This is a genomic window from Symmachiella dynata (genome assembly GCF_007747995.1).
Classification (GTDB): domain Bacteria; phylum Planctomycetota; class Planctomycetia; order Planctomycetales; family Planctomycetaceae; genus Symmachiella; species Symmachiella dynata.
Map to the genome: position 1 here is coordinate 4,306,688 of NZ_CP036276.1, position 25,371 is coordinate 4,332,058.

17 protein-coding genes are annotated in these 25,371 nt (G+C 56.7%); 11 read left to right on the forward strand and 6 right to left on the reverse strand.

What is annotated here, in order from left to right; all coding sequences use genetic code 11:
* The first annotated feature begins 82 nt into the window (after positions 1–82).
* Positions 83–1,447 (forward strand): SGNH/GDSL hydrolase family protein, encoded by a 1,365-nt coding sequence (locus tag Mal52_RS16240; protein WP_197534248.1) that lies wholly within the window; start codon positions 83–85, stop codon positions 1,445–1,447.
* A gap of 20 nt (positions 1,448–1,467) precedes the next feature.
* On the opposite strand, the gene Mal52_RS16245 is transcribed toward Mal52_RS16240, so the two are convergent.
* Complete coding sequence (locus tag Mal52_RS16245) at positions 1,468–2,352, reverse strand: tetratricopeptide repeat protein (RefSeq protein WP_145377235.1); 885 nt, start codon at positions 2,350–2,352, stop codon at positions 1,468–1,470.
* A 378-nt stretch (positions 2,353–2,730) separates the two neighbouring features.
* Between Mal52_RS16245 and Mal52_RS16250 the strand changes: the two genes are divergently transcribed.
* The 5 genes from Mal52_RS16250 to Mal52_RS16270 all read left to right on the forward strand — a co-directional run bounded on the left by Mal52_RS16250 (position 2,731) and on the right by Mal52_RS16270 (position 9,380).
* The gene (locus Mal52_RS16250) at positions 2,731–4,860 is read left to right on the forward strand and encodes a tetratricopeptide repeat protein (RefSeq protein WP_145377236.1); all 2,130 of its coding nucleotides are present in this window, start codon (positions 2,731–2,733) and stop codon (positions 4,858–4,860) included.
* A gap of 54 nt (positions 4,861–4,914) precedes the next feature.
* A complete protein-coding gene (locus Mal52_RS16255) occupies positions 4,915–6,168 on the forward strand; it encodes a hypothetical protein (RefSeq protein WP_145377237.1) in 1,254 nt (417 codons plus the stop codon).
* 208 nt (positions 6,169–6,376) lie between these two features.
* A complete protein-coding gene (locus Mal52_RS16260) occupies positions 6,377–6,895 on the forward strand; it encodes a hypothetical protein (RefSeq protein ID WP_145377238.1) in 519 nt (172 codons plus the stop codon).
* A gap of 23 nt (positions 6,896–6,918) precedes the next feature.
* Positions 6,919–8,856 (forward strand): DEAD/DEAH box helicase, encoded by a 1,938-nt coding sequence (locus tag Mal52_RS16265; protein ID WP_145377239.1) that lies wholly within the window; start codon positions 6,919–6,921, stop codon positions 8,854–8,856.
* 158 nt (positions 8,857–9,014) lie between these two features.
* On the forward strand, positions 9,015–9,380 hold the full coding sequence (locus Mal52_RS16270) for a 2Fe-2S iron-sulfur cluster-binding protein (RefSeq protein WP_145377240.1): 366 nt from the start codon (positions 9,015–9,017) through the stop codon (positions 9,378–9,380).
* Positions 9,381–9,624: 244 nt separating this feature from the next.
* Here the strand turns inward: Mal52_RS16270 and Mal52_RS16275 are convergent, their stop codons facing one another.
* Positions 9,625–10,725: a WD40 repeat domain-containing protein gene (locus Mal52_RS16275; protein ID WP_145377241.1), complete on the reverse strand. Its 1,101-nt coding sequence runs from the start codon at positions 10,723–10,725 to the stop codon at positions 9,625–9,627.
* Positions 10,726–10,855: 130 nt separating this feature from the next.
* Here Mal52_RS16275 and Mal52_RS16280 point away from each other — a divergent pair, with 130 nt between their 5' ends.
* Together Mal52_RS16280 and Mal52_RS16285 are read left to right on the forward strand one after the other, a co-directional pair.
* On the forward strand, positions 10,856–11,266 hold the full coding sequence (locus Mal52_RS16280; protein ID WP_145377242.1) for a BlaI/MecI/CopY family transcriptional regulator: 411 nt from the start codon (positions 10,856–10,858) through the stop codon (positions 11,264–11,266).
* Entirely contained in the window at positions 11,263–14,217 is a 2,955-nt protein-coding gene (locus Mal52_RS16285) for a M56 family metallopeptidase (RefSeq protein WP_145377243.1), read from the forward strand. Before Mal52_RS16280 ends, Mal52_RS16285 begins: the two co-directional genes overlap by 4 nt.
* Before the next feature lie 550 nt (positions 14,218–14,767).
* On the opposite strand, the gene Mal52_RS16290 is transcribed toward Mal52_RS16285, so the two are convergent.
* The 3 genes from Mal52_RS16290 to folP form a co-directional block, all read right to left on the reverse strand.
* Positions 14,768–16,183 (reverse strand): DUF1501 domain-containing protein, encoded by a 1,416-nt coding sequence (locus tag Mal52_RS16290; protein ID WP_145377244.1) that lies wholly within the window; start codon positions 16,181–16,183, stop codon positions 14,768–14,770.
* A gap of 18 nt (positions 16,184–16,201) precedes the next feature.
* Positions 16,202–18,763: a DUF1553 domain-containing protein gene (locus tag Mal52_RS16295; protein WP_145377245.1), complete on the reverse strand. Its 2,562-nt coding sequence runs from the start codon at positions 18,761–18,763 to the stop codon at positions 16,202–16,204.
* A 99-nt stretch (positions 18,764–18,862) separates the two neighbouring features.
* On the reverse strand, positions 18,863–19,738 hold the full coding sequence (gene folP / locus Mal52_RS16300) for a dihydropteroate synthase (RefSeq protein WP_231962373.1): 876 nt from the start codon (positions 19,736–19,738) through the stop codon (positions 18,863–18,865).
* 540 nt (positions 19,739–20,278) lie between these two features.
* Between folP and Mal52_RS16305 the strand changes: the two genes are divergently transcribed.
* Together Mal52_RS16305 and Mal52_RS16310 are read left to right on the forward strand one after the other, a co-directional pair.
* Positions 20,279–20,761 carry a hypothetical protein gene (locus Mal52_RS16305; RefSeq protein ID WP_145377246.1) on the forward strand — a complete coding sequence of 161 codons (483 nt, stop codon included), beginning with the start codon at positions 20,279–20,281 and terminating at the stop codon, positions 20,759–20,761.
* A 241-nt stretch (positions 20,762–21,002) separates the two neighbouring features.
* Complete coding sequence (locus Mal52_RS16310; protein ID WP_197534249.1) at positions 21,003–22,397, forward strand: sulfatase family protein; 1,395 nt, start codon at positions 21,003–21,005, stop codon at positions 22,395–22,397.
* Between the two features lie 76 nt (positions 22,398–22,473).
* Here the strand turns inward: Mal52_RS16310 and Mal52_RS16315 are convergent, their stop codons facing one another.
* Positions 22,474–23,862 carry a hypothetical protein gene (locus Mal52_RS16315; protein WP_145377248.1) on the reverse strand — a complete coding sequence of 463 codons (1,389 nt, stop codon included), beginning with the start codon at positions 23,860–23,862 and terminating at the stop codon, positions 22,474–22,476.
* A gap of 535 nt (positions 23,863–24,397) precedes the next feature.
* On the opposite strand from Mal52_RS16315, the gene Mal52_RS16320 reads away from it, so the two are divergent.
* Positions 24,398–25,186, forward strand: a complete 789-nt coding sequence (locus Mal52_RS16320; protein ID WP_197534250.1) for an SDR family oxidoreductase — start codon at positions 24,398–24,400, stop codon at positions 25,184–25,186.
* The last annotated feature ends 185 nt before the right edge of the window (positions 25,187–25,371 follow it).

Sequence of the window (25,371 nt, forward strand, 5' to 3'; positions counted from 1 at the left end):
GGGACCGCGTTCGACAAAGGATCAGGCCCCCGCTGGTTAAGAAACAACTTTCACTTTTTCCACTTCAATGAGGACGACAGCTATGAAACGATTCCCGCGACTGTTTTTGATGATGCTGATGGCAGCACTGTTTGCGCCCTGCCTTCCGGCAATGGCCGATGAGTTACCGGCTCCGGTGACTAAGCTCGATCTACAGGATGGGGACACGCTGGTGTTTCTGGGTGACAGCATCACGCACCAATGTTTGTACACGCAGTACGTCGAAGATTATTTCTACACCCGTTACCCCAAGCTGCGAATCAAATTCCACAATGCCGGCGTCGGGGGAGCCAAAGCCCTCGATGCATTGGCCCGTTTTGACCGGGACGTTGCCGCTTACAAACCCAAATATGTCACCGTATTGCTCGGTATGAACGATGGCAGATACGTCCCCTACAACGAAGAAATTTTTCAGACCTATCGCAAAGACATGCAGGAGGTCGTCCAGCAGATTCGCGATACGGGTGCGACGCCGATCCTCATGACCCCCACCATGTTTGATTCCCGCGCCGTCCGACTCAATCCCAAACGGCTCGAAGCCACCCCGGCGGAACGATTGGAATTGTACAACTCAGTGCTCGCCTATTACGGCACATGGTTGCGCGAAATCGCCGTGAAAAATGGCGACGGATTTGTGGATATGTGGAGCCCGCTGAATAACCTCACGCTGCAGCAGCGCGACACGGATCCCAACTTCACAATGATCCCCGACGCCGTTCATCCCGGCCCAGCGGGACAGTTGGTGATGGCCTACGCGATTCTGAGTGACATGAACGCGAAGAAGGGTGTCTCCAATATCAACATCAACATCAATCCCAAAGGCAAAGCCAAGGCCAGAGCGGTCGGCGGGGAAGTCGCCAACCTCGAGTTCGCCGATGACACGCTCTCCTTCGAGTGGACCGCCAATAGTCTACCCTGGGTCCTGCCCTCCGACGCAGAAGTTGCCGTCAAGCTGCTCAAATTGGGTCACCGTATGAGCCGCGAAGCCTTGGCCGTGCACGGTCTGCCGTCGGGAAAATATGAATTGTCGATCGATGGAGAAGTCGTCGGCAGCTATCGCAGCCAAGGGCTAGCGCGGCACATTGAACTGCAAGCCAATGACAAAACGCCGCAGTATCAACAGGCACTGGAAGTCGCCATGTTGAACAAAAAGCGCAACGAAGGTCCCGTCCGCTCATTGCGCGGAGAATGGAGCAAGTTTCAACAACTCGATCGCCAGCAACGCGCGTTGAAGGCTGATCCGGACAATGAAAAACTGGCCAAACTGGTCGCCGGGATCGAAGCCAAGGTCGCCGGAATGGAAGAACGCGTCGTGGCTCACGAGAAGGCTGCACAGGAGATTGAGGAGCAAATCTTTGCTGCCAATGTTCCGCCGACTCGCAAGTACGTGTTGAAACGGGTCAAATAGCGATGCACCCCGTGTTTGATTCAAGGCAACACGGGAGGCGCGGATATCGCGGGCGATTCTTCCGGCACCTCGAAATTGGTGGCCGGAAGGATTTCCCCGCGATTCGCTTCGGTATAGTTCAAATCGGCCAGCAGCGATGCAAATCCGTTGTGACCGGGATGTAATGCCAATTGCCTTTCAATGTCTCGGCGGGCTCCGTTGAAATCTCCCGCGCGAAACCGCGCCATCGCGACGAGATACCAATCATCGGAAGACATGTCCCGCGTCCGCGCTCCAGCATCCAGCGCGGGGATCGCCTGCTTCCAGCGGGCCGTCCGTACATAGGCCACACCCAACAGCCATTGTGCGCGCGACTTTTGTTCCTCAGTCGACAAGGGGCAAAGGATAACCTCTCGCAGGACCGGCGCCGAACGGGCTGCGCGGCCATGGTCGATCTGAATCGCGGCCAATCGCAACGCGGCCTCTGAATTCTGCACGTCGCACGACACCGCACGATGATACGCGCTGATGGCTTCCGCATCCTGCCCCGAGTGTTCTTCGAGTTGCCCTTTGAGCGCCCAGGCCGCGCTGCTGTTCGGATTTAACTCCAAAGCCCGGGCGACGTGCTGCGCAGCCTCGTCAAATTGCTGCCGCTGCATCGCCTGTTCTGCCGAACGCACATAGGTGTCAGGATTGTCCGAATGCATTGACGCGAAATTTGCCGTTCCGTCGCCACGTTTCGAACGCGACAAATCATCCGCAGCGATTTGTGATTCGCGCGCTCTGTTGCCCGGCACGAGATTGCGCATCCAACGACAACCGCCCAGCCCAATGATCATCAACGCTATCAGCGCGCAATTCCACCAATCGGACTGTCGTGCGAACAGCCTGGGAGACATTCCGTCAGTCTGGAATCGAACCGCCACGGGAGAGGCAATTCCTGTGGAAAGGGATAGGGACTAAGACGAATTTCAAAACCCAGTTGCGGTGATTTCAGAAACTTGCAGATCTGTTTCAGCGGAACGCATCAGAGGGTTTTGAAACGTCGTGTCAGAAAAATTCTGGAAAGAGAACGGATGTTAACAAACAACGTAAAAACCGAATAGACGAAGCCACTCGCCGCCACATCTCAAAACGGAGGCATAAAAAGCAATACGCCTGATTGAAAATGCAAAACAAGGTTGCCGGCTCACGTGTATTGAGGTGCCTAAAAAAGCCGATTCTTGCTAAAGAGTGCTTTCACCAATCTCCCCCGACGTTCGACACGGGTGAAACCGGGCCTATTTGTACTTTTGGGATGGATCATGGAAAGCCAAACCCCAGCATTTTCGCAGGCAACGCAGCTGAATCGCGACGAACAACACGCGGTCGCCGAAAATACTCATCTTGATACATCGGCCCTTATTCAACGCAATGCCGATGCGAGATTTCAGTTGGCACAAACCTGTGAAACTCAAGGCCGGACTGTCGAAGCCTTGGCGCATTACGGCGAAGTGATTCGCATCGATGCTCAACATCTCAATGGACATTTGGGGCGAGCTAAGCTGTTGCATATCAACGGCCGCGTGCATGATGCCGCCGCCGATTACCGCCGCATCCTAAAATTCGCGCCGGTCCATCCAACCGCCCTGGTCGGTTTGGCGCACATTGCCATTCAGGACGGGCGACTCGACGACGCGGCACAGTTACTGCAGACCGCCTTAGAGCATCATCCCGGTTTCGCCTTCGCACACCACAGCTTGGGACGCGTCCGCAAAGCGCTGGGAGATTTTTCAAATGCCGCCATATCGTTCCAACGGGCCACTGAATTAGCGCCTCAGAGCGTCGAGAGTTATACCGAATTGGCGGCCGTTCATGAAAAACTGGGGCAAACCGCGGACGCCGAAGCGACCTACCGGGCAGCACTCGCCCATGCGGCTCCGAATACCACAATCTGGAACGGTTTGGGATTACTGTTACTGGCCGATGAACGAAACAGCGAAGCAGCGGAATGTTTTCGCGCGGCCTTGAAAGTCAATCCCGAATTTCCGCAAGCGGCTAACAATCTCGGCTTGGCGCTCAATAAACTGAGCGAACCCGAAGCGGCCATTGAAGCATTCCGCATCGCGCGACGCGGACTTCCCAGATCGGCGGATGTGCTGAGCAATTTGGCGCACGCCTATCTGGCCGCGGAAAAACTTGAGGAAGCCGAACAATCCTGCCGCGCTGCGCTGATCATCGATCCGTGCCATGTCCCCACTCTCTCCAACGGAGGGCAGATCGCGCTGCGCCGTGGCGCGGCCGAACGAGCCCGTGCGTTTTTCCAACAAGCCGTCAATCTGTCGCCCAATTTTGCTGAGGGACACAATAATCTGGGCACCGCCCTGTACGCACTGAATCGCGACGATGAAGCAGCCGCGCGTTTTGGCCAATGCATCGCACTGAACCCGCAACATGTCGAGACACATTACAACCGCGCACTGGCGAATTTTCGCCGCGGACAATTCGAGGCCGCCTGGCCTGACTACCAATGGCGCTGGCAGCGCAGCGGCGCGAGAAAACCCCAATTATCCATCCCCGAATGGCAAGGTGAAGCGTTAGGCGGTAAGACATTGCTGGTCTATGGCGAACAAGGTGTCGGTGACGAATTGATGTTGGCCTCGCGCTTCGCAGAGGTCATTGGGCAAGCGAAGGCCTGCGTGCTGGTTTGTGAAACTCGGTTAGTAGAATTGTTCGCGCGTTCGTTCCCCGGCACCACGGTCATTGCCACACGCGATGCAGAGTCGTTTCTCGCCAGCGGCCGTATCGGCCCGGTTGATTTCCAAACGGCCGCCGGTGAATTGCCTCGGTATTCAGCCACGAGCCTGGGAGACGGCCTTGCATCGACCGCCTATCTGCGGCCCGACGCTGCTCAGGTCCGCAACTGGAGTGATCGGTTTGAGCAATTGAATGCCCAACTCCGTGTGGGCATCTCCTGGCGAGGCGGGGCTGCGGCCAATGATCGTCAGCGGCGCTCCACGACGTTGGCGCTCTGGCAACCGTTATTGGTGCAACGCGACATTGCCTTCATCAATCTGCAATACGGCGATTGCCGTGACGAACTAGAAACATTACGGCAACAATACGGCTTCGTGGTGCACGACTGGGACGACGCGAATCCGCTTGTGGATCTCGATCATTTCGCCGCCCAGATCGCCGCACTCGATCTGGTGATTTCCGTCGACAATTCGACCGTGCACATGGCGGGTGGATTGGGAGTCCCCACTTGGGTGGCACTTCCCGACTCCGCCGATTGGCGTTGGGGGACATCCGGCACGAACAGTTATTGGTATGAGTCTTTGCGACTGTTTCGACGCGAAACCGATGCTCCCTGGAGCGAGACCTTCCGGAACATGGCCCAGGAGTTGGTCAAACTCGACAAGCGGGCTTGTCGCCAAGCGGGGAACAAAGTTTAATCTCAACCTGATGCTTCTCAACGAATCGCTCCACTCATTCCCGAAAGTTTAGTTGTGCCCGCCCCCACGTCTTCGGATCCTCCGACGATTCCGCAGTCTACCAGCATGGCCGTCGACACGGTCCATTTTCGACAGCTCTGCCCTTGGCTGCGGATGTTTGAAATCTTTCGGATTGCCGTGGATTTGCAAAAGCTACTGCTGGCCGTCGCTGCCCTGCTACTGCTATGGGGCGGAAATTGGTGCATCCTCAAATTGCCCTTCGCCACCCCCGAAGCCATTCATCCCCAGTCGAAAATTTTCACGTTCGGATCAGCCGATCCCACCGAGCTGCCCCCAGCGCAACAAGCTGCTGCATTCGGTAAGCCGTTCGGCGCGGATTGGAAATCTTGGACCCGCGTATTGAGTCCGCTGGATACTGTCGTGCGCCCAGTGCAAATTCTCTTTCGCTCCGATGCGTCATGGTCGCAACTGGCATTGTCGTGGACTCAATTGTTATGGACGTTAGCTGTCTGGGCCGTCTTTGCCGGTGCGATCACTCGCATTGCTGCAGTGCAAATCGGCACGGATCGCAATACGGGGCTCATGGACGCACTCAAGTTTTCAGTCCGCCGGTTTTTATCGTATTTCTCGACTCCCTTAATTCCCTTGAGCGGCATCGGCCTGTTGTGGGGACTCTGCCTGCTCGCCGGACTTGTGGGGCGAATTCCCACCGCCGGTCCGTGGATTGTGGGCGCCTGTTGGGGCATCGTATTGCTACTGGGGTTTTTGATGGCGTTGACGTTGGTCGGGCTGGCTGTCGGTTGGCCGTTGATGTTTGCCACCATTAGCGTCGAGGGGAGTGATGCTCCTGATGGATTGACGCGTGCTTACGGTTATGTGTTCGCCAAGCCGGTCTATTACGTTCTGCTGGTGGCGATCGCGGTCCTGAGCGGGGTTGTGGCAACATTTCTTGTCTTCCATCTCGCCGGTTTCGCTGCGTATATGGCCGACTGGGGAGTTACCTGGGGCATGGGGTCTAACAAAATCCTGCAAAACAAACTCGCGGCGGGTTGGATGAGCGTGTTGGAAACCTTTGTCGTCGCATTTGCGCACAGTTATTTCTGGAGCGCTGCAACCATGATTTATTTCCTACTTCGCCGCAGCGTCGACGCCAACCCGTTCCATGAAGTCTATCTTGAAGAAGATCCCAGTGACGAATTGTTGCCCTGGGTGGACGAGGATCAACAGTCCTCGACCGAAAACTCAACGTTGACGTCGTTAACACTTCCCGACAAAGACGCCACTGGTGACGCAAATCCCCCCTCTTAAACCACGCATCACGCGCGTTGACCGACCGTCCCATCTCACAACCCCGACAACTCCTCAAGTCGGCATCCAAGAGACGACGATGACTTCCATACCGGAATGATTGACAACCGGTTTTGGGATAACGGTGCGTCCCGGCAGCAGTTGGCAAAGTGACGGAGCTGCAGACCAAGAATTTCTGACACTGCATGACAACCAAGGATAACCATTCATGACGGCAGCCGATCGGCAGGACAAACTGCGGCTGGGTTTTTTGACAGCCATCCAAGTGCCGCAACAAGGCTTCATGGGAGGCCTACTGGTGACGAACCATCTGGGACGACCGCTGGAATTCCAATGCACCAACCCCGTTAAACCCAATCGCACACAGGAAGTACTCTACGGGCCGACATTGCAGCCGTTTGTTTTGGCGGAGCTCATCGGGAAAACGTTGCTGGAAAAAGCAGGCGTGAAACCGCATATCGTGTTCATCACCGAAGCAGCACTACTTGAACTTCGCGAACACATCACCGCGAGTTTGGCCATGGTTGTAGTCCACGACCACGAGTCCGCTAAAAACGGTTTTGCCTTCGGGCGACAAACCTTAATCACGCATGCAGATTATGGCAGCGACCGCAGTCAACTCGAAAACAAACTGACCGCATTGCCTGATGATGTCGATCTGTTGGAACCATTTGAGCGCGTCGAAGAAGCGCTCCGTCAAGCGACCGGAGGCACAGCCGCAGCGTGAATCCTTCAACGCCCAATCGCCCAATGCCTGAAACGGATGTCAAGACATGGGAAGCGTTGCCGAATACATCGCCGCCCTCTGAATCGTCCACTCCATCCACTTCGATCATTCGTCCTGCGTCTGCAGGCACAAACGGGATCGTGCGCATCGACGGAAAACACGATGCGCAATCGGCCATTGCTGCGCCGCAGATCACCACCATGCCGCTGGACATCGCGGCCAATGTCTTCGCCTCCGGACTCAACGGCGCGCTGCGGCGGACGCCAAAGTTGGAATGTGAAAATGTTCCGCTCTTAGGGCGTGTCACCTTCAGCCCCCGATGGCGACCCACTTCAAGCGGCGTGCGAACGACCAAGTTGACGTTCCCCGACGGTATGGAGTTTCTCCCTCCGCCGAAATCCCCCGAGGAATCCGAGAACCTCAAACGTATTAAACCCCCGAAGGCGCGGGGCGGTTCGGAACGCGAAAAACCAAAACCGACACGCATCAAACCTCCCAGCGACGCACTCTCGCTCGAAGACCGATTGTTCTACGTCCTGCAACCGCCACTGGAAACCTGGTTGGCCGGGCAGGAATTGATCATGCCGTTTGAGCCGTTCCCCTACCAATACGAGGGAATCGGCTGGATGTTCTCGCAGAAGGCGGCCCTGTTGGCCGACGAGATGGGGCTGGGTAAAACCATGCAAACCATCACTGCGATTCGGCTGTTGCTCCGCAGCGGACAAGTCCGCCGCGTGCTGTTGGTCTGCCCCAAGCCGCTGATTCCCAACTGGCAGCGTGAATTCAAATTGTGGGCCGAGGAACTGCCGATCACCACGTTGGAAGGGGACTCCGCCCGCCGCAACATGCTCTGGAATATGCCCGGCGTTCCGATTCTGTTGGCCAACTACGAAGTCGTCGTCCGCGACTTCGAAGCGTTTGGCGACGATCCTCCCAAGTATGATCTCGTTATTTTGGATGAAGCGCAGCGGATCAAAAACCGTGACTCACGCACAGCAGCGATGATTCGCAGCATTCCCCGCCGCCGCAGTTGGACGCTGACTGGTACGCCGATTGAAAACCGGCCTGAGGAATTGGCATCGCTGTTTGAATTCATGGAGGTCATCCCGCCCCGCAGCAACCCTGACATGAAGGGGCTCACGCAACTGGCGGATCACTACATCCTGCGGCGGACCAAAGACCTCGTCATGTCCGATCTGCCTCCCCGCCTGGATCGTGATGCCCACCTGGATCTCAACCCCGCACAACAACACGCCTACGACACGGCCGAACGTGACGGTGTGATCCAACTCAACGAAATGGGCGAATCAATTTCCGTCCAACACGTCTTCGAGTTGGTGCTGCGGCTAAAACAAATCACCAATTTCGATCCACTCACCGGCGATAGCGCGAAACTGGATCGCTTGGAAGCCGACATGGAAGAAATTTCCAACTCCGGCGGCAAAGCCATTTTGTTCAGCCAATGGACCAAGTGCATTGACTGGCTCGATGAAAAGCTAAAACGCTTCAATCCGCTGGTCTATCACGGCAAAGTCCCCACTAAAAAACGGGAACCGATCCTCAGCCAATTCAAAGAGGATCCCAATTGCCCGTTGTTGCTCATGAGCTACGGGACCGGCGCCGTCGGCCTGAATCTACAATTCGCAGGCTACGTGTTTCTCTACGATCGCTGGTGGAATCCTGCGGTGGAGGACCAGGCGATCAACCGGGCGCACCGCGTTGGTCAAAAAAGCCAGGTGATCGTCACTAAATTCATCTGCAACAACACGATCGAAGAGCGAATCGACCGCGTGCTCAACGAAAAACGCCAAATTTTCGCCCGTGTCCTGGGCGACGGGGATAGCACGATTGCCTCGCTGAGTCTGAATGCGTCCGAAATTTTTGGACTTTTCGACCTCAAAGCCCGCCAAGGTGAGGGGACCCGCAAGATTGCTCCCAAAGCGGAAGTCGAAAGTAAGTAACTGCCCCGAAAGAATGTGTGCTCCTCGCTGTGGCTTCACTGGAATTTGTGGCGGGGACTATTTATCATCGGGGAGCACGAAGCTGTGGAGAATGGTTTCGGCACCATTTCGACACGTAAGTTCCAACCGACACCGCCGTCAGCGGAAGAAATCTCCCGATGCCCACGATCAAATTCATCAAAGAAAAACGGACTCTCGAAGTCCCCGCTGGTTCTAACTTACGCAAAGAAGCCTTGAAGGCTGGCGTTGAACTCTATCCTGGAGTTCATAAACACGCGCTGCTCAATTGCCACGGATTCTCCTTCTGTGGTTCCTGCCGCGTGTTGATCAAAAAGGGGATGGAGAACACAAGCAAAGAGGGCATCCTGGAGCGGATGACGCCGCTGCACAACCCGTTGATGGCCATGGCCAAAATCGGCCACGAAGACGAAATGCGACTCGCCTGCCAAACCACCGTTAACGGCGACATCGAAGTCGAAACCTGCCCCCCCATGAACTGGCACGGCGACAAATTCTGGGCCTAAGCATGCGGCACAGCCGCTGGGTGCGAGCTTCCGCTCGAAATGGCATAGGCCGCTCCCGTTGGTCGCTGGGCGTGATGCAACGTGTAGCGTGCGTCGTGACGCACCTTTCGCTGGCGTCTAAACAACCTCCCTCTCCCTCTGGGAGAGGGCCGGGGTGAGGGTTTTCGCTCGACATTGGTGACAGCACCCTACTCACCGGATGCGAATGAACGGGAGAGTTTCACTCAACTTGGCGCTGATCGCTTTAACGGCGTTTGCTGTCGCCAGTTGGCACCATCGCAACGGGCGGCGTCGCGCGAACTTTGCCAACTAGACGCTCTAGATTCCACAACCGAATCGCGCATTCTCGTTCGCGGCCGGCGGTTGCTAGAAGTTTTGCGTCGTTTGATATCGCGATCGATTCGATCGGCCCGGCATGTGGAATCGTTTTTAACTCGGTTCCCGCACGATAATCCCACAGTCGGACAACACCGTCGCGACTGCCCGAGATCAATGTGCGTCGATCGGGTGAAAAGACCAGCGATGTGATGTATTCGTTGTGCGGCAGCGTGACGGTTTGGGTGCCGGAGGCGATTTCCCAACAGGTCACTGCTCCGCACTGCTGGGCATTGCGTTGATTGATGGTCCCACAGCCAGCAGCAATGGTTTCGCCATCGGGCGAAAACGCGACCGTGGAGACCGAACGCGCAGTCCCATCCATTTGGAGCGTGGAGGTGCAACGCGCTGTTTCGACGTCCCACAGTTTCACCGTGCCATCCCAACTCCCCGTCGCCACTGACCAACCGTCGGGAGAAAACGCGACCGATTTGACGTCGTCTGTATGCCCTTCAAGCACCACCGGATTTTCCAGGCCGGGTAAATCCCACAGTATCGCTTGCGAGCCGTAACTGACCGTTACCAGTCGCTTGCCGTCCGGCGAGATCGCCAGTGACTGCACCAACCAATCTTGTGTGACGGCGGCCAGTTGTTTTTTGTTTTGCCAATCCCACACCTGAATCACCCCCGCCCGTTGGCCTTGCACCCCGCCGCCGGTGACGGCCCATTGGCCATCGGGAGAAAACGCGACCGCCCAAAACCGAGCCGTGGACTCGATGGCTGCCATTTCGGTCCGTAAGTCCATGTTCCAGAACTTCAACTCGCCATATTCGAGCAACTGTTCGGTTTCAGGATCTAGATGAAAATCGCCGCTGCCCGAGGCGAGGGTTTTGCCGTCGGGAGCGAATGCCAAGGTGAACACCTCGTGCGTATGCCCGCGCAGCACTCCGCAGCCTGTGTCACTCGATTTCACGAACAACGCCGCCGCGATGGCTGCCGTCACGCCACAGATTGTCAGTTGTTTCCACATGGCGGGGATCTTATCCCGAATCGGATTTTTTCGCGAGATGTCTTGATATTGGTCTTGCAAACTACGACAGCCCGGTTAAGCTTAGCCGAATAAGCTTAATGAGACTACTGTCCAGGAGAGGACCATCGGCATGGTCGACCATCGAACACCTACGGAGCGGGAACTGGAAATCCTCAAAATCCTATGGGCTCGCGGCGAAGCAACCGTCCGCGAGGTTTACGAGGAGATGAGTCGCTCGGCTCCGATCGTGCAAAACACCGTCCAGGCGTTTTTGCGAACGATGGAAGAGAAACAGCTCGTCACCCATCGCGTCGCTGGCCGCTCGTTCATCTATCGCCCGCTGGTCAAACGGGACCAGACGAATCGCAACTTGGCCACGAATCTGCTGGACCGTGTCTTCGACGGCGCCATCGACCAGATGGTGCAGTCGGTCATTTCCGCCCAACAGCCGACCACAGCGGAAATCGCTCGCTTGGAAGAGTTGCTGCAGACGGCCAAACAAAACGCCAACCAGAATTCGCAGAAAGGGGAACGATCGTGAACGAGACCTTGCATTTTCTGGAGATCCACGGCGGCATGTTGATCACTGGTGCATCGGCGTTATTGGCCGTCGGCGGCGTAGCCCTCTTGCTGCATCGCGCACCGATCAATCGGCAACGCGCCGGCGAGTTGACAATTGTGGCGGTCATGGCCTGGATGATCATCGCCTGCATCCCCTTGCCACGCTTCTCGACGAGCGAATTGCTCCCGCAAACACCGCTCCCAACAATTGCGACACAAATTCCAGAGGAAGCGACGATTGCCGATCCCCCGATCCCAGCAGCCATCGCGCAAGAACGATTGGCCGACGAGGCCGCGCGGATTCATGAAACAGCGGAGATTCTTGAGCAGTTGGCGCAGCTCGATGCCGAACATCCGGTGCTTCCCTTGGTCGACAGCGATCTCCCGCTGAAAGATTCACCACCAACATTCGAGGCAAACGTTGCCGTCGTGGCGGCACCGATGATTGCACCATCATCCCCCGGCGCGGCGCTCGCTGTCGAAGGGTTTTCGTGGCGGCAAATCGTAGCAGCTCTCTATCTGGGCGGCGCGGCACTTTGTGTGGCGTGGGTCGTGCTGGGATGGTTGTTGTTGTTTCGTCTGACCCGGCTGGCGATTTCGCCGCACGGCTGGTTGCAGGATCTGTATACCTCGCTATCGAGCGACCCGCTGCCGCGTTTGTTGGTCTCCTCAAAATGCCGCCGCGCTTTTTCGTGTGGATGGTGGCGGCCGACGATAGTGTTGCCGTTGGAATGTTGTGAAGAAAGCCGCGCGGACCAGTTGCGGCAGATTCTGCTACACGAATTGGCCCACCTCCAGCAGGGAGACCAACGGGGCCGCGTGCTGTTTAACCTCGCCCTGCCCTTGCTGTACGTCCATCCGCTGTACTGGTGGATCCGCAGCCGCACGTATCTGGCAGCCGAACTGGTCGCCGACGACTGGGCGGCAGGGCATTCGTCGACAACCGCCTATGCGGGAGAACTGATCGCCTTAGTCAAAGAACAAGGCCGCCGTGGCATGGCCCACGTCGGCACGGTTGGAATATTTAGCTCGCCCACCCAATTTTACAGGAGAATGGAAATGCTCGTCCGTCGCCAAACCCCGTTGATGACAACTTGCACCCGCCGCTGGCGATTGCTCACCACGCTGACAGCCGCCGTCGCGGTGCTCCTACTCAGCAGCACGCTGGGGGTGCGTCTGGTTCAAGCGGAACCGGATGATGGTGATAAGCCAGTCGAGACGGTCGAAGCGGCCCCGGATGCCCAAGCCAATCCACCAAACACCGAAACACCGGTCTCTGTGGATGTCCCGGACGTCGGCGAGAAGCAATCCGACACCATCGAAGAGACTCCGGATGCCAGAGCCACACCAGCCAAACCCGTAGACGACCGCGTACGTGAAATTTTCGGTTTAGGTGGACGCAGGGCGGACGATGACGGTGAATTCGGTGGCGAGGGGAATGGTTTACTGCGTATTGGAGACGGAAAAGTCGCTAAGCCGGGAACAGCGCTGCCGAAGAAAAGGTCGCATAACCCCTTCCGAAATGGGCGACGTTGGGGTGAAGATGTGGTTAAGCCCGATGAGATGCTTGCAGTGCTCAAATCGATGCACCGTGACATCCTGATCATGCGGCTGCAATTGATCAACCGGCAAGTGACCGACAAGGAACGAGAAATTAGCAAGTTGTTAACGGATGTAGACTCATCAGATCGGGAAATAATCGAGCGTCTTTATAAAAACATACTTCGGCGCCCCATCAATGAAGCCGAATTGCCGCTCGTTCAGGAAATCATGAAGCTCTCCGACAATCGTAAGGATTCGATTCTCAGGGTGATGGAATCAATGGGTATGCTCGACAACGCAGCGTCCGCCGCGTTGTTGACATTGAATCTGGAGTCACTTCTGCCAGACTTCGAGGGCCAGGTTCAAAAACTGACCCAAGCAATCACAAACCTACCTGCCAATATAAATCCAGACGACAAAGCGTCTGAAACAGTGCGAAAAGCATTGGACTTTCCCGGCGCAGCAACTTGGAATCAAGTCATAGAGGTATTGCTTAATAACTATAAAACGGCAACCATCAATACCGAAGGGTTAAAAATAACCATGGCCGAGCTTGCCAAGAACGACAAGGAACTCCAAAAGCAACAAGGCGGCTCTGACGTATCAAGATATTGGGACGGGACACCCAAAACCCCATCCACAACAGCAAAACCGACCGCAGATCATAGTTGGCACGACCAAACGCCGAAGCCAGGCCCCGTCGCTACGCCGCCCAAACGTGGGACCCGCACCGTGATCAAACGCGTCCCGGTCAAAGTCGCACGCGAAACACCGGACGGAGAGACGGTCTACGAGACCGGCTTTGTGGCAGAGACGGTCATCGTGCCGGCAAACAACACATACCCACAAGGCACGCCGGTCCCCGGTGAAATATCAGAATCCGCCGAAGCGTATAAACCGCCGCAGCCAGATACACCGACAGACAACGCCTCGCGCCCGTCAGCGAAGCAGACACTGATACCGATTCCTCGCCGCAAACCCTCAGTCCCTACAAAGCCAGGTCAAATCGAACCTGTCCCCGACAGCCCCCCTTTGCCCTCCACGCATCACGACGTGATCAAATTGGCGACCGATTATTCCCAAACGCACAGCGAACTTGACTCGGCGAAACGCGCCTATGAACGCGTTCAAAAGCTCAATGAAAGGGGAGTCGTCCCACAAGCGGAGTATGAGAAGGCCGCCGAAAAACTGGCCTCGATGCGGGAACGCTTAAAAACAATGCAAACCATCGCCGAAATCCTCCAGGAGTCGCTGGAGGCGGAGTTGAACGCTTTGAAACTTGAAATGAATCAGGCAGACAAGACCAAGGATGAAGTCCGCAAGGCTCAACTCCACACGCGTTACACGCGCGTCGCCGGTGATCTCAGGATTCTGAAAACCATGAAGTAACGCTTGCGTGCGGGGTCAGGAGACCCGCGCTTAACAGAGGCGGGGAGTGACCGGTGGCGAGTGGCCGGTGGCCTGAAAATAGGGGGGGGGGAGCCTAGGCTTGGGGGCTCGTTTGATTTTGTCTGCGAGCCTCACGCCTGTTCCCTCAAGCCTCATGCCTACGTTGGGAGACCTACGGTCGGCTGGGTGCGGGGTCAGGAGACCCGCGCACAACATTGGGTTGGTTCATAGGGTAGCACGGATTGCCAGCGGCAATCCGTGTGCCGTTAGGCACAAGAAGCCGCAATTTGAACGTGCCATACCGGGGAATTTTGGCGGGACAAGGACCGCACACATTGCGGCTTCTCGCGGGATTTGCTCGCTGCGCACACCAAAGTTTGATTCTCCTTGCCAACCTCACGCCTGTTCCCTCAAGCCTCATGCCTCCGTTGGGAGACCTACGGTCGGTTGGGTGCGGGGTCAGGAGACCCGCGCACAACAGAGGTGGGGGAGTGCGGGGTCGGGAGACCCGCGCACAGCGTTGGAGAGCGGCGCACAACTTTTCGGTGGTTTAGCTCAACAGCGGCTTGACGACTCGGCCGGCGACGTCGGTTAAACGATAGCGGCGGCCTTGGAATTTGAACGTTAGTCGCTCGTGGTCGACGCCCATCAAATGCAAAATCGTGGCGTGCAGGTCGTGGATGTCGCGGGGGTCTTCGACGGCGTGGTAACCCAAATCGTCGGTCTTGCCGACCGTTACGCCCCCTTTCACGCCGCCGCCGGCCAGCCACATGGTGAAGGCGTCCTTGTGGTGGTCGCGGCCCGGTTTTTTGTTCACGTCTCCTTGCAACATCGGCGTACGGCCGAATTCGCCGCCCCACACGATTAACGTTTCATCCAACAAGCCCCGCTGTCGCAAATCGCGAATCATGGCGGCGATGGGTTGGTCGACCTGTTTGCATTTGTTCCGCAGAGCTGCGGCGACGTTGCCGTGGTGGTCCCAGCCTTGATCGTACAATTCCACCACCCGCACGCCTCGCTCGACCAATCGCCGCGCCAATAAACAGTTGTTCGCAAAACTCGGCGCGCCCGGTTTGATGCCGTAACTTTCCTGGATGTGTTTGGGCTCGCCCGTGATATCCATCAGTTCTGGAACGCTGGCCTGCATGCGAAATGCCATTTCGTAGGACGCGATCCGGGTGGCAATTTCGGGATCGCCCGTTTCGGCCAATTGCAATTCGTTGAGGCGACGAATGTCGTCCACAATCCGCCGCCGCGCCGCTGTGTCAATTCCCTCCGGATTGGAAACAAACAGCACCGGGTCGCCCTTGGTGCGAAACTGCACGCCTTGATGCACCGACGGCAAAAACCCGCTCCCCCACAGCGACGTCCCTCCGCCGGGCGTCAGCCCTGTAACCAACACCACAAACGCCGGCAATTCGCTGCTCTCACTCCCCAACCCGTACGTCAACCACGACCCCAGACTCGGCCGCCCCTGTTGGCCAAATCCGGTGTGCAAATAAACCTGCGCCGGCCCGTGATTGAATTCTTCCGTCTTCAAGGTTTTGATCACCGAGACTTCATCGGCCACACTTCCCAAGTGCGGCAAGAGTTCGGAAATCTCCAATCCCGACTCTCCCCATTTTTTGAATTTGAAATTACTGCCGAGCAGTTTGGGGTCCTTTTGCAAAAATGCGAACCGTTGCCCCTCCAGCAATTCCGGCGGACATTGTTGGCCGTGATGTTTGCGCAACACCGGTTTGTCGTCGAACAACTCAAGCTGCGACGGCGCGCCGACCATGTGCAGATAGATCAGGCTTTTGGCGGTTGCCGGAAAATGCGGTTGCGGAATGGCCGGCGCTTTTGCCTGCGCCTGTTCTTGTTCGAGCAAGCCGGAAAGCGCGATCGATCCAATCCCGATCCCCGACCGCCGTAGAAACTCACGGCGACGCAGGGCGGTGGCGTATTGTTGGAACAGATCGTGCATAATAAAAATGTTTCGCCGTTAACCCTTGGTGATGACTTCGTCCAGATTCAACAGAATGTTGGCAACATGCAACCACGCAGCGAATTCGGCGGGGTCGATGTTTTCGTCGGCGTTCCAGGTGTCCGCTATTTTTTCCGCTGCGGCTGTGTCCTGTTGATAGCGTGCCAATTCCCGTTCATACCGCTCCGTGAGGATTGCCGTTTCCGCAGCATGGGGACGGCGACCGGTCGCGAGGCGAAACGCGTAATTGACACGTTGGGTGGGTGAGGCCTCCGGATGTTCGGTCAGCAACCGTCGCGACAGCGCCGCTGCCGCTTCGACAAATACCGGATCATTCATCAGCGTCAGCGCTTGTAGCGGCGTGTTGGAACGACTCCGCTGGACCACGCACGCTTCACGACTGGGAGCGTCGAAATTAACGAAACTGGGATAGGGGACGGTGCGCCGCCAATAGACATACACGCCGCGGCGATACAGATCTTCGCCCGTGCTGGTTTTCCACAAGTTGCTTGTGCGGCCGATGTGATTCCAAATCCCCTCTGGTTGTTGCGGAAACACCGGCGGACCGTGCATTTTGTCGCTAAGCAATCCGGAGACCGCCAGCGCGTTGTCACGAATCAATTCCGCCCGCATGCGAAAACGCGGCCCCCGCGCATACAGTCGATTGTACGGATCTTGCTCTAACAGTGAAGGAGTGATTTTTGAGGCTTGACGGTACGTAGCGGACGTGGCGATGAGCCGGTGCATCGCCTTCACGTTCCAGCCACTGTCCATGAATTCCGTGGCCAGCCAGTCGAGCAGTTGCGGATGCGTGGGGCGGCTGCCCTGCGTACCGAAATCCTCGGGCGTATTGACCAGCCCCTGCCCAAAAAACTCCGCCCAAAACCGATTCACCGTCACGCGGGCGACAAGCGGATTGTCTTGATCGACCAGCCAGCGGGCCAAGTCCAAACGGTTTGGTTCGGCGGAGGCCGTGAAGGGATGCAGCACCGACGGCGTGCCTGGCTGGACCGCTTCACCGGGATTGAGAAAATTCCCACGATTGAACACGTGTGTCATCCGCGGTTGATCCTGCTCGGACATTACCAAGGTCGTCTCCACCGCCAGTTCTTCGGATCGTGATTTCAGTTCCTGCTGACGATCCGCCAGTTTTTGATAAGAGGCGAATTGCCGCAGGTAAAACTCAGTCAGTTGCTTTTGCTGTTTAGAATCTCGTTTCTCCGCAGCTAGGTTCAAAATCGCGCGAATGTTCTGTGGAATTTTATCGCCGCCCTCCTCCAGGTACGGCAGGTCGGTTTCCCAAGCCGCAAGGTTCTTGACGAGTTGCGATTTGAGGACCTTGAGCGATTCGTTGGCCGCTTTCCATTCGGCATCGACCAAACGTCGCTGCGCCGTTTTCTGTTGCGGTTCGGGCAGTTCCATTTTCGGGCCCACGAAATCGCGATTGCGGTTATCGACTTCGATCTCTGGTTCGGTATTGTTGAAAAACGCGAACAGCCGGTAATAGTCCGCTTGCGAGATCGGGTCATATTTATGGTCGTGGCATTGAGCACATTGGACCGTGAGCCCCAACCAGACCGTGCCGGTGGTGTTCACGCGATCAAAGACCGATAACACACGTTGTTCCTCGACATCGGTGCCCGCCTCGACGTTGGCCATCGTGTTGCGATGAAATCCGCTGGCGATCCGTTGCGGCAGCGTCGCCTCCGGGAGTAAGTCGCCGGCGATTTGTTCGATCGTGAATTGATCAAACGGCATATTGTCGTTCAGCGCGCGAATCACCCAATCGCGATACGACCAAGCCTCGCGCCGCCCGTCGCGCTGATACCCATTGCTATCGGCGAACCTTGCCGCATCTAACCAAGGCAGCGCCCAACGCTCGCCGTATTGTGGCGACGCCAATAACCGGTCGACGACCTTCTCATAGGCATCGGGACTGTCGTCGGCCAAAAACGCATCGATCTCGGCAATCGTCGGCGGCAGCCCAATCAGATCCAGCGAAACGCGTCGCAGCAATTGCTCCTTGCTCGCCTCTGGCGAGGGCTGCAGATTGTCCGCTTCTAATTTCGCCAATATAAAAGCATCAATCGGATTGAGCGGCCAATCTTGATGATGCACTGATGGAAGTTCCGGACGAATCGGTTTTTCAAATGCCCAATGCCGGATCGTGCCGGCTTCTGCATCGTCGGGCCAATCGGCGCCCTGGTCGATCCAGGCACGAATCGTCGCGATCTGCGCTGCGGTCAGTGGATCGGCGTCCAGCGGCATGCGATCCCCTTGGTCGTCACTGAGGATCCGTGCCAGCAGTAAACTTTCACCGCTCTGGCCGGGAACGACCACATTGCCAGAATCGCCGCCGCGCAGGAAAAGCTGTTTGTCGTCGACGCGAAATTCCGCCTCCTGCACCTTCTCACCGTGACAGGCCAGGCAATGCTCGGCGAAGATCGGTTGAACGTCGCGCGCAAAGTCGATGCGTGGCGGTTGCGCTGTTGCCGCATCGTCCCCCCAAGCCTGCCCCCCGATCGAGAGAGCGACCGTCAACAGCACGGCGAAACGTCGAAGACCGTTTGACGTAAACATGCGGTTTTCCTGCAGCGAGAAGAACGTAGCATTCTCTTCCATTGGACCAGATTAGACGACGACTTTCCAGGGCGGATGGGTGTCGGCGTTGAGACGCCCTCAGCCTTCAACTCGCTCCATCACCGCCTGCCAAGCCGTCAAGCAATCCCCCACGGCCGCCACGTCGTGGACGCGAATGATATCGACCCCTTGTTGGGCCAAGGCAATCGCAACGCCGGCGGTGCCATGCACTCGTTCGTCGAGTGGTTTTCCCAGGACCTTGCCTAAAAACCGTTTGCGGGAATGACCAATCAAGACCGGGCAACCCAATTCTCGAAACCGGCCGATGTGTGACAGGATCTGCAGGTTGTGCTCCGCCGTTTTGCCAAATCCGATTCCCGGATCCAACACGATTCGCTCGTTAGCAATCCCCGCTGCGGCCAATTCCTCAAGCCGAGCGGTGAAGTGGTCGCAGATTTCAGTGATCACATTTTCATAATGCGGATCGTTCTGCATGGTCTGGGGTGTTCCCTGAATGTGCATCACGATCACGCCACAGTTTGACGCAGCACAGACCGCCGGCATTTGCGGGTCGAAAGTTAGTCCCGAGATGTCGTTGACGATTGTTGCGCCGGCGGCGAGTGCTTGCCGAGCGACTTCGGCTTTGGTGGTATCGATTGAAATCGGGACCGACACTTCGCCGGCCAGACGTGAGACAACGGGAATCACGCGTCGCAATTCGTCAGTTGCGGAAACCGGTTCCGCACCGGGTCGTGTCGATTCGCCGCCAATATCCAAAAAGTCCGCGCCCGCCGCTTCGAGTTCCAAGGCATGCGCGACCGCCGCATCGACTTCGCAAAACTGCCCGCCATCGGAAAAGCTATCGGGGGTGGTGTTCACAATCCCCATCAGCTTGGGGAAGCGCCCCAACGGGATCGGTATCTCCCCCACTTGCCAAGCGATCTGTGACTGAGATGGGGTACGGGAATTAGACATCACGTTTCGGGCGGCCTTTGAGAATCAACAGCATGTCGGGAACACAGTTGTGGACAACGGGAATCAATTCCCAAAGCCCATCATAGGCCTGCCTTTGGGCTGACGCGACTCTCCAGGTTCAAAGTGGGTGGAGTTGTAACGACTGTGCTGTGACGCCTTTTTGAATCATCCCGCGCTTTCCGGCACAATTAGTGCACGTGCGACCACCAGCACCGGTTGGGTGCCCAACAAGTAAATTTGCTATATTTTTCCCAAAATGGCTGTTTGTCTTTGACATCCTAAGCCTTCTTCCCTATCTATATACGTAACACGAATCAACACATTGGAGCCTTCAGATGGTCTGGGGGTTTTCAAGAGATATGGCGAGGCAGCCATATCCTATATGTACATCCTGGTTGCCCGGAACCTTGCATCCCAGGCAACCTACGCAAACATCCCTGTCTGTCCTGTTGGCGGGCTGGTGCGAACCCGAGTTGGGTTGGATTTTCGTTTGAGTGGTTTAGCAACTTTCCAATTTGAGTGAACTGCAGGAGGACTACGATGAGTCGCAAAGTTTTGGGATTGTCGGCCGTTTTCGCCATGCTGGCGGGACTGGCTCTGACGGGTGGAAATCAAGTCGAAGCCGGTCTGTTCGGTGGCCACAAAAAGAGCTGTGGATGCTACCAAGAGCAAGGCTGCTTCAAGAAAGTCAAGCACAGCTGGTTCAAGAAGAAGCACCGTAAGAACCGCTGCTGTGGTCCAGTAGACACCTGCTGTGCTCCGGTTGACACCTGCTGCGCCCCGGCCAGCTGCTGTGCTCCGGCTCAATGTGCCCCGGCCCCGACTTGCTGTGCTCCGGCACCGACCTGCGAGCCCGCCTGTGCTCCGGCCACTTGCTGTGCCCCGGCTGCCACTTGCTGTGCCCCAGCGCCCAGCTGTGCAGGATCCTCGGCTGCTCCGCACGTCGAAGATGCTCCTCCGGCCCCGGCTCCGCCGGCCGAAGAAGCCCCGGCCCCGGCTCCCGCTCCGAAACCGGAAGCCTAATCGATTGATCAGAATTGCCGTTCTCTAACGAGCGGCGAAACTGCGACATGGAACCGGACTCAGATCTTTCCGCCTCACCGCGGATGATCGAGTCCGGTTTTTTTGCGCGCTGTAATCACTGTCTCCCATTCCCGCGACAACACCAAACGGCCCCTAGTAGCGGTTGAGGACAGCCTGTTGTATCTTGAAGGTCGATCCAGAAAGTCCAATCCTATGATCTTCTATGGGAATCAAAATCGACATGACCATTCGACACATGATCCTGACCTTGTCTCTGCTGGGTGCTGTTTGGCTGGGGGCCGATCGTATCCAAGCCGCCGAGCCGCCGCGGCCTAACTTTGTCATTTTTATGACTGACGACCAACGCTTTGACGCGCTGAGTTGCGCCGGCAATACGATTCTGCAAACCCCTAACATCGACCGCTTGGCCGCCGAAGGTTTGCGATTCACGAATATGTTCGTCACCAATTCACTCTGCGCTCCAAGCCGCGCGACATTGTTGACCGGACAATACTCTCACACACACGGCGTGCGCGACAACAAGAAAAAACGGATCCCCGCCACGACGCCGATCCTGCCGGAGATCCTCCGCGAGCAGGGTTACGAGGTCGCATTCTGCGGAAAATCCCACGTACGCGGCGCACTGCGTGATCGCAAATGGGATTACTACTTCGGCTTCCAAGGACAGGGAAATTACCTCAAACCGGTGATCGCCGAGGGGGTCGACGGCGAGGATTTGCCCCGCGAAGGGTACATGGACGATGTGGTCACCGGCAAAGCGGTGCAGTGGCTGAAGCGGCGCGATTCGGACAAGCCGTTTTGCCTGTTTGTGTGGTTCAAAGCCCCGCATCGCAGTTGGTTGCGGGCGCGGCGGCATCACGATTTATTCAAAGATGTCGCCATCCCCAAACCAAGCACCTATGACGCCGACCTCAAAGGCATGCCGGGAAAACCGGACGCGTTTCGCAATGCCGATAACCGTATCGGGGATTTTAACGACGTTCGTTCATTAGACGGCTTCGTTAAGGACTACTACGCAACGTTGGTCGCCGTCGATGAGAACGTCGGCCGCGTCTATGACGCGCTCAAAGAGCTCAAAGAACTCGATGACACGGCCATTCTCTATACCTCGGACAATGGGTTTTTCCACGGAGAATGGCGGGCGTTTGACAAACGGTTGATGCACGAACCGTCCATCCGCGTGCCGCTATTGATCCGTTATCCCAAGCAGATAGCAGCGGGCCGCGTCGATGACCGTATGGTGACCAACGTCGACATTGCCCCCACAGTGCTCGATTTGGCCAGCGTGAAAACTCCTGAATCGATGCACGGCCGCAGCACAGTGCCATTGTTCGCCGGAGACAAGGAGACCCCCTGGCGTGATGCTTGGCTGTACGAATACTACGAATTCCCCGGCGCGCACAGTGTCCGCAAACATCGCGGGGTCCGGACCGATCGTTGGAAGTACATTCACTATTTCGCGGAACCGCAGGAATACGAGTTGTATGACCTGCAAGCCGATCCGGATGAAGTGCACAATCTCTACGGGCAACCAGAGCACGAACAAACGGTGCAAATGCTGCGAAAGCGGTTGCTGGAATTACGCCGTGAAACGGGCGATCCCGATTTGCAGTGAATAAAAAAACGGCGGTCGCGATTTCCGAGAATCGCGACCGCCGTGGTCGTTTCGTGGTTGATGCCACAGCTTTGATTTAGGCTTCTTCTTCCTCTTCGCCATCCGCCGGGGCCTCATCGGCGGGATCCGGTAAAATGATGTCGTCTGCCGGAGGTTCAAAGTCGCCAGGTCCGGGTCCCGGGCCACCGGGTCCGCCCATTCCTTGCATCATGGCGATCATCATGGCGGCTTGCATCAACGTTTGATAGTTGATGTCGTTCAAGCCTGCCATGTCGATCACGACGTCAGCACCGGCTTGTTCGGTGCTGATACCGGCCAACATCTTTTGCACTTCTTTCAGAACCGGCAACATCATTGAGGCGGGTCCCCCGGGAGGTGCAGCTTCCATTTGTTTCAACTGAGCATCCAACCCGGTGCTCGCCTCCTGTACGGATTGCGTGATCGCTTTCGCAAACTCACCAGCCGCCTGTTCGTCGACCAACGAAATGGTGGATTGCACGCGGATGTCCGGCGAGATTGTCGCCCGAACGACAGCCATATCCAATTGCTCGGGAAGTTTCTCATAGGGTGTCCCGGCAGCACGATCCGTCTGGGAGGCTGCCATTTCGCGCAATTGGTCATTCACTTTCACCAACAACACAAGATCAGACGAAGCGTCGACTTTGGCTAAGGCTTCGGTCAACGGTGTTTTCACAGAACCTTTGCCATCAATCAACTTTTTGATGACCGCTTCATCCTGCGCCACGATGGCGGTCGTCTCATCGGCTAACAGCACGTACGAGTCGGTAGCCTGCGGTTTCGGCGGCTCGAACGGAGAGGGTTCGGCTGCGTCATCCCCTTCAGCCGGCTTCGCTGGGACCGCATGATAAAAGGTGGTCCCGGCATACTCGACATCGACCAATTCAGCGATCTCATCGTTGTCGGCCGCCATTTTATCGAGCATCGCCTTGCCACCGTGTGGCTTGGAGAATGTGGCGACAATGGAAACGGGTTCCTGGATTCCTTCAGGCCCTGTGGGGGGGCCACCGCTGATGACGATTTCGTCGATGTCAGACGGGTCGACACCAAACTTTTGGGACGTTGCGGCCAATTGTCCGGCCACAGTGGGGTTTTCCGACAACAACGGCGATTTGAGCAATTGCTGCGGATGAACCACCAAGACGGCAACCGCTTCGGGGAGCACGTAGGTGGTATCCACGCCAACTCTGTCGCCCGTGGCCATCGAAGTCGGTTTGCCAGTCGCCGCGGTTTTGGGCTGCTTCTCGGACTTCGGTTCGGTCTTTGCAGGTGTATCGGTTTTGGTTTCAGGGGTGGCGGCCACCTCAGGTTCACCCACTTTGGTGGTTCCTGCCGCAGCATCAGTCTCGGCCGGTTTTTCGGGCGTTTGGGCATCCTCGCCGCCGCCGCATCCTATAAAAGCGACCGACAATGCCAGCACGCCCGGCAACAGCAATAATCTACGCATCACAGCTCTCCTCAATCGGATGGAAAAAACAGCGCTGATGCCTGGACGCCAGTGACTGACGCCATTCAGCGCTTTTGACGATTTCAACCAGAATCACAACTGCACTTAGCAGTGCAACGTACGGAAACCCGCCCCGGATCAAAATCGCCCGTACTGATTTACAAACAATGCCCGTTTACAAAAAATGCCCGCTCGCAATAAACCACGGCACGAATTCCAGTGAGACGCACGCTGAGATTGGGCCGATGAATGCTTCGTTGAAGTTTGCATTCATCATCCAACGACGACGGTTTACTAGCGCTGCACCGGTGACAATATGCGATCACTGATTGAAATACAAGATTTTCGACCGTCCGTTTCGCAATTTCGATTGATTGTCATCCCACCGGGCATCGAGTAACGTGGCGGTAGAGTTCAGCTGATGCTGGCCTTTGCCAGCCGCCGTATCGCAATTGCGCAGGACGGCCCGATCCCTCTTCCCGATAAGAATAACCAACCGCGATTTGATTCATCGCTTCGCATGGAATTGAGCAACATGAGTATCTTAGACCGTTTTTCGCTGGCCGGAAAAGTTGCCCTCGTGACCGCCGGAGCGGGACCGCAATTCGGCAGCAGCCTCTCCGAAGGACTCGCCGAAGCCGGCGCCACGGTGATTACGGCTTCGCGATCACTGGAGCGGAATCAGGAGTTCGCGGCAAAGCTGCGAGAAAAAGGGTATGACGCACACGGAATGGAATTCGAATTGGGGGATCCCGAATCGACGCAGCAACTTCACGATCAAATCATTAGCCAATTCGGAAAACTCGACGTGTTGGTGAATAGCGCACTGCAACGCGCCGGGCACGTCGGTGACTTAAAGGCGCAGAACATGGACGTGTGGCGCAAGGCGGGCGAAGGGGATTTGGGCGGGTTGTTTCATATCTGCCAACTCTTTGTGGAAGACATGGTGCGTCAAGGTGGCGGATCGATTGTCAATATTTCCAGCATCTACGGCGTGGTCTCCAATGACCCCACATTGTACGAAGGGACCGACATGGTCCAACCGCCGACCTATACGTTCGTCAAAGCGGGAATGATCAATTTCACGCGGTATCTGGCGAGTTATTACGGCAAGCAGGGCGTGCGGGCCAATTGCATCAGCCCTGGCGGGTACTTCAACAATCAACCACAATCGTTTGTGGACAACTACACCAAGCGCGTTCCGGTCGGCCGCATGCTGGACAACGAAGACATCAAAGGCGCGGTCGTCTTTTTAGCTTCCGAGGCGAGCAGCTACATCACCGGCGACAACCTGATGGTCGACGGCGGCTGGACCTGCATTTGATATTTATGACGTGTCATTTACCCCGAAGGGGTAACACATGCCAGCCCAGGGCAAGCGGCAAAGCCGCGCCGCCCTGGGGAATGGTTTGATTCGTTCGCACAAACCGAGAAGGGGTTTTTCAACCCAATCAATCATAATTTCGCGATGAACCAGTGATTGAACAACCCCTTCAGGGTTGCGTTCCA

What these genes read in the sequence shown, in the direction of transcription:
- Mal52_RS16295 (WP_145377245.1), bottom strand. Translation starts at nt 18,763, where the DNA reads ATGTTTACGTCAAACGGTCTTCGACGTTTCGCCGTGCTGTTGACGGTC.
- Mal52_RS16240 (WP_197534248.1), top strand. Translation starts at nt 83, where the DNA reads ATGAAACGATTCCCGCGACTGTTTTTGATGATGCTGATGGCAGCACTG.
- Mal52_RS16250 (WP_145377236.1), top strand. Translation starts at nt 2,731, where the DNA reads ATGGAAAGCCAAACCCCAGCATTTTCGCAGGCAACGCAGCTGAATCGC.
- Mal52_RS16270 (WP_145377240.1), top strand. Translation starts at nt 9,015, where the DNA reads ATGCCCACGATCAAATTCATCAAAGAAAAACGGACTCTCGAAGTCCCC.
- Mal52_RS16290 (WP_145377244.1), bottom strand. Translation starts at nt 16,183, where the DNA reads ATGCACGATCTGTTCCAACAATACGCCACCGCCCTGCGTCGCCGTGAG.
- Mal52_RS16315 (WP_145377248.1), bottom strand. Translation starts at nt 23,862, where the DNA reads ATGCGTAGATTATTGCTGTTGCCGGGCGTGCTGGCATTGTCGGTCGCT.
- Mal52_RS16275 (WP_145377241.1), bottom strand. Translation starts at nt 10,725, where the DNA reads ATGTGGAAACAACTGACAATCTGTGGCGTGACGGCAGCCATCGCGGCG.
- folP (WP_231962373.1), bottom strand. Translation starts at nt 19,738, where the DNA reads ATGTCTAATTCCCGTACCCCATCTCAGTCACAGATCGCTTGGCAAGTG.
- Mal52_RS16265 (WP_145377239.1), top strand. Translation starts at nt 6,919, where the DNA reads ATGCCTGAAACGGATGTCAAGACATGGGAAGCGTTGCCGAATACATCG.
- Mal52_RS16260 (WP_145377238.1), top strand. Translation starts at nt 6,377, where the DNA reads ATGACGGCAGCCGATCGGCAGGACAAACTGCGGCTGGGTTTTTTGACA.
- Mal52_RS16305 (WP_145377246.1), top strand. Translation starts at nt 20,279, where the DNA reads ATGAGTCGCAAAGTTTTGGGATTGTCGGCCGTTTTCGCCATGCTGGCG.
- Mal52_RS16280 (WP_145377242.1), top strand. Translation starts at nt 10,856, where the DNA reads ATGGTCGACCATCGAACACCTACGGAGCGGGAACTGGAAATCCTCAAA.
- Mal52_RS16320 (WP_197534250.1), top strand. Translation starts at nt 24,398, where the DNA reads ATGAGTATCTTAGACCGTTTTTCGCTGGCCGGAAAAGTTGCCCTCGTG.
- Mal52_RS16310 (WP_197534249.1), top strand. Translation starts at nt 21,003, where the DNA reads ATGACCATTCGACACATGATCCTGACCTTGTCTCTGCTGGGTGCTGTT.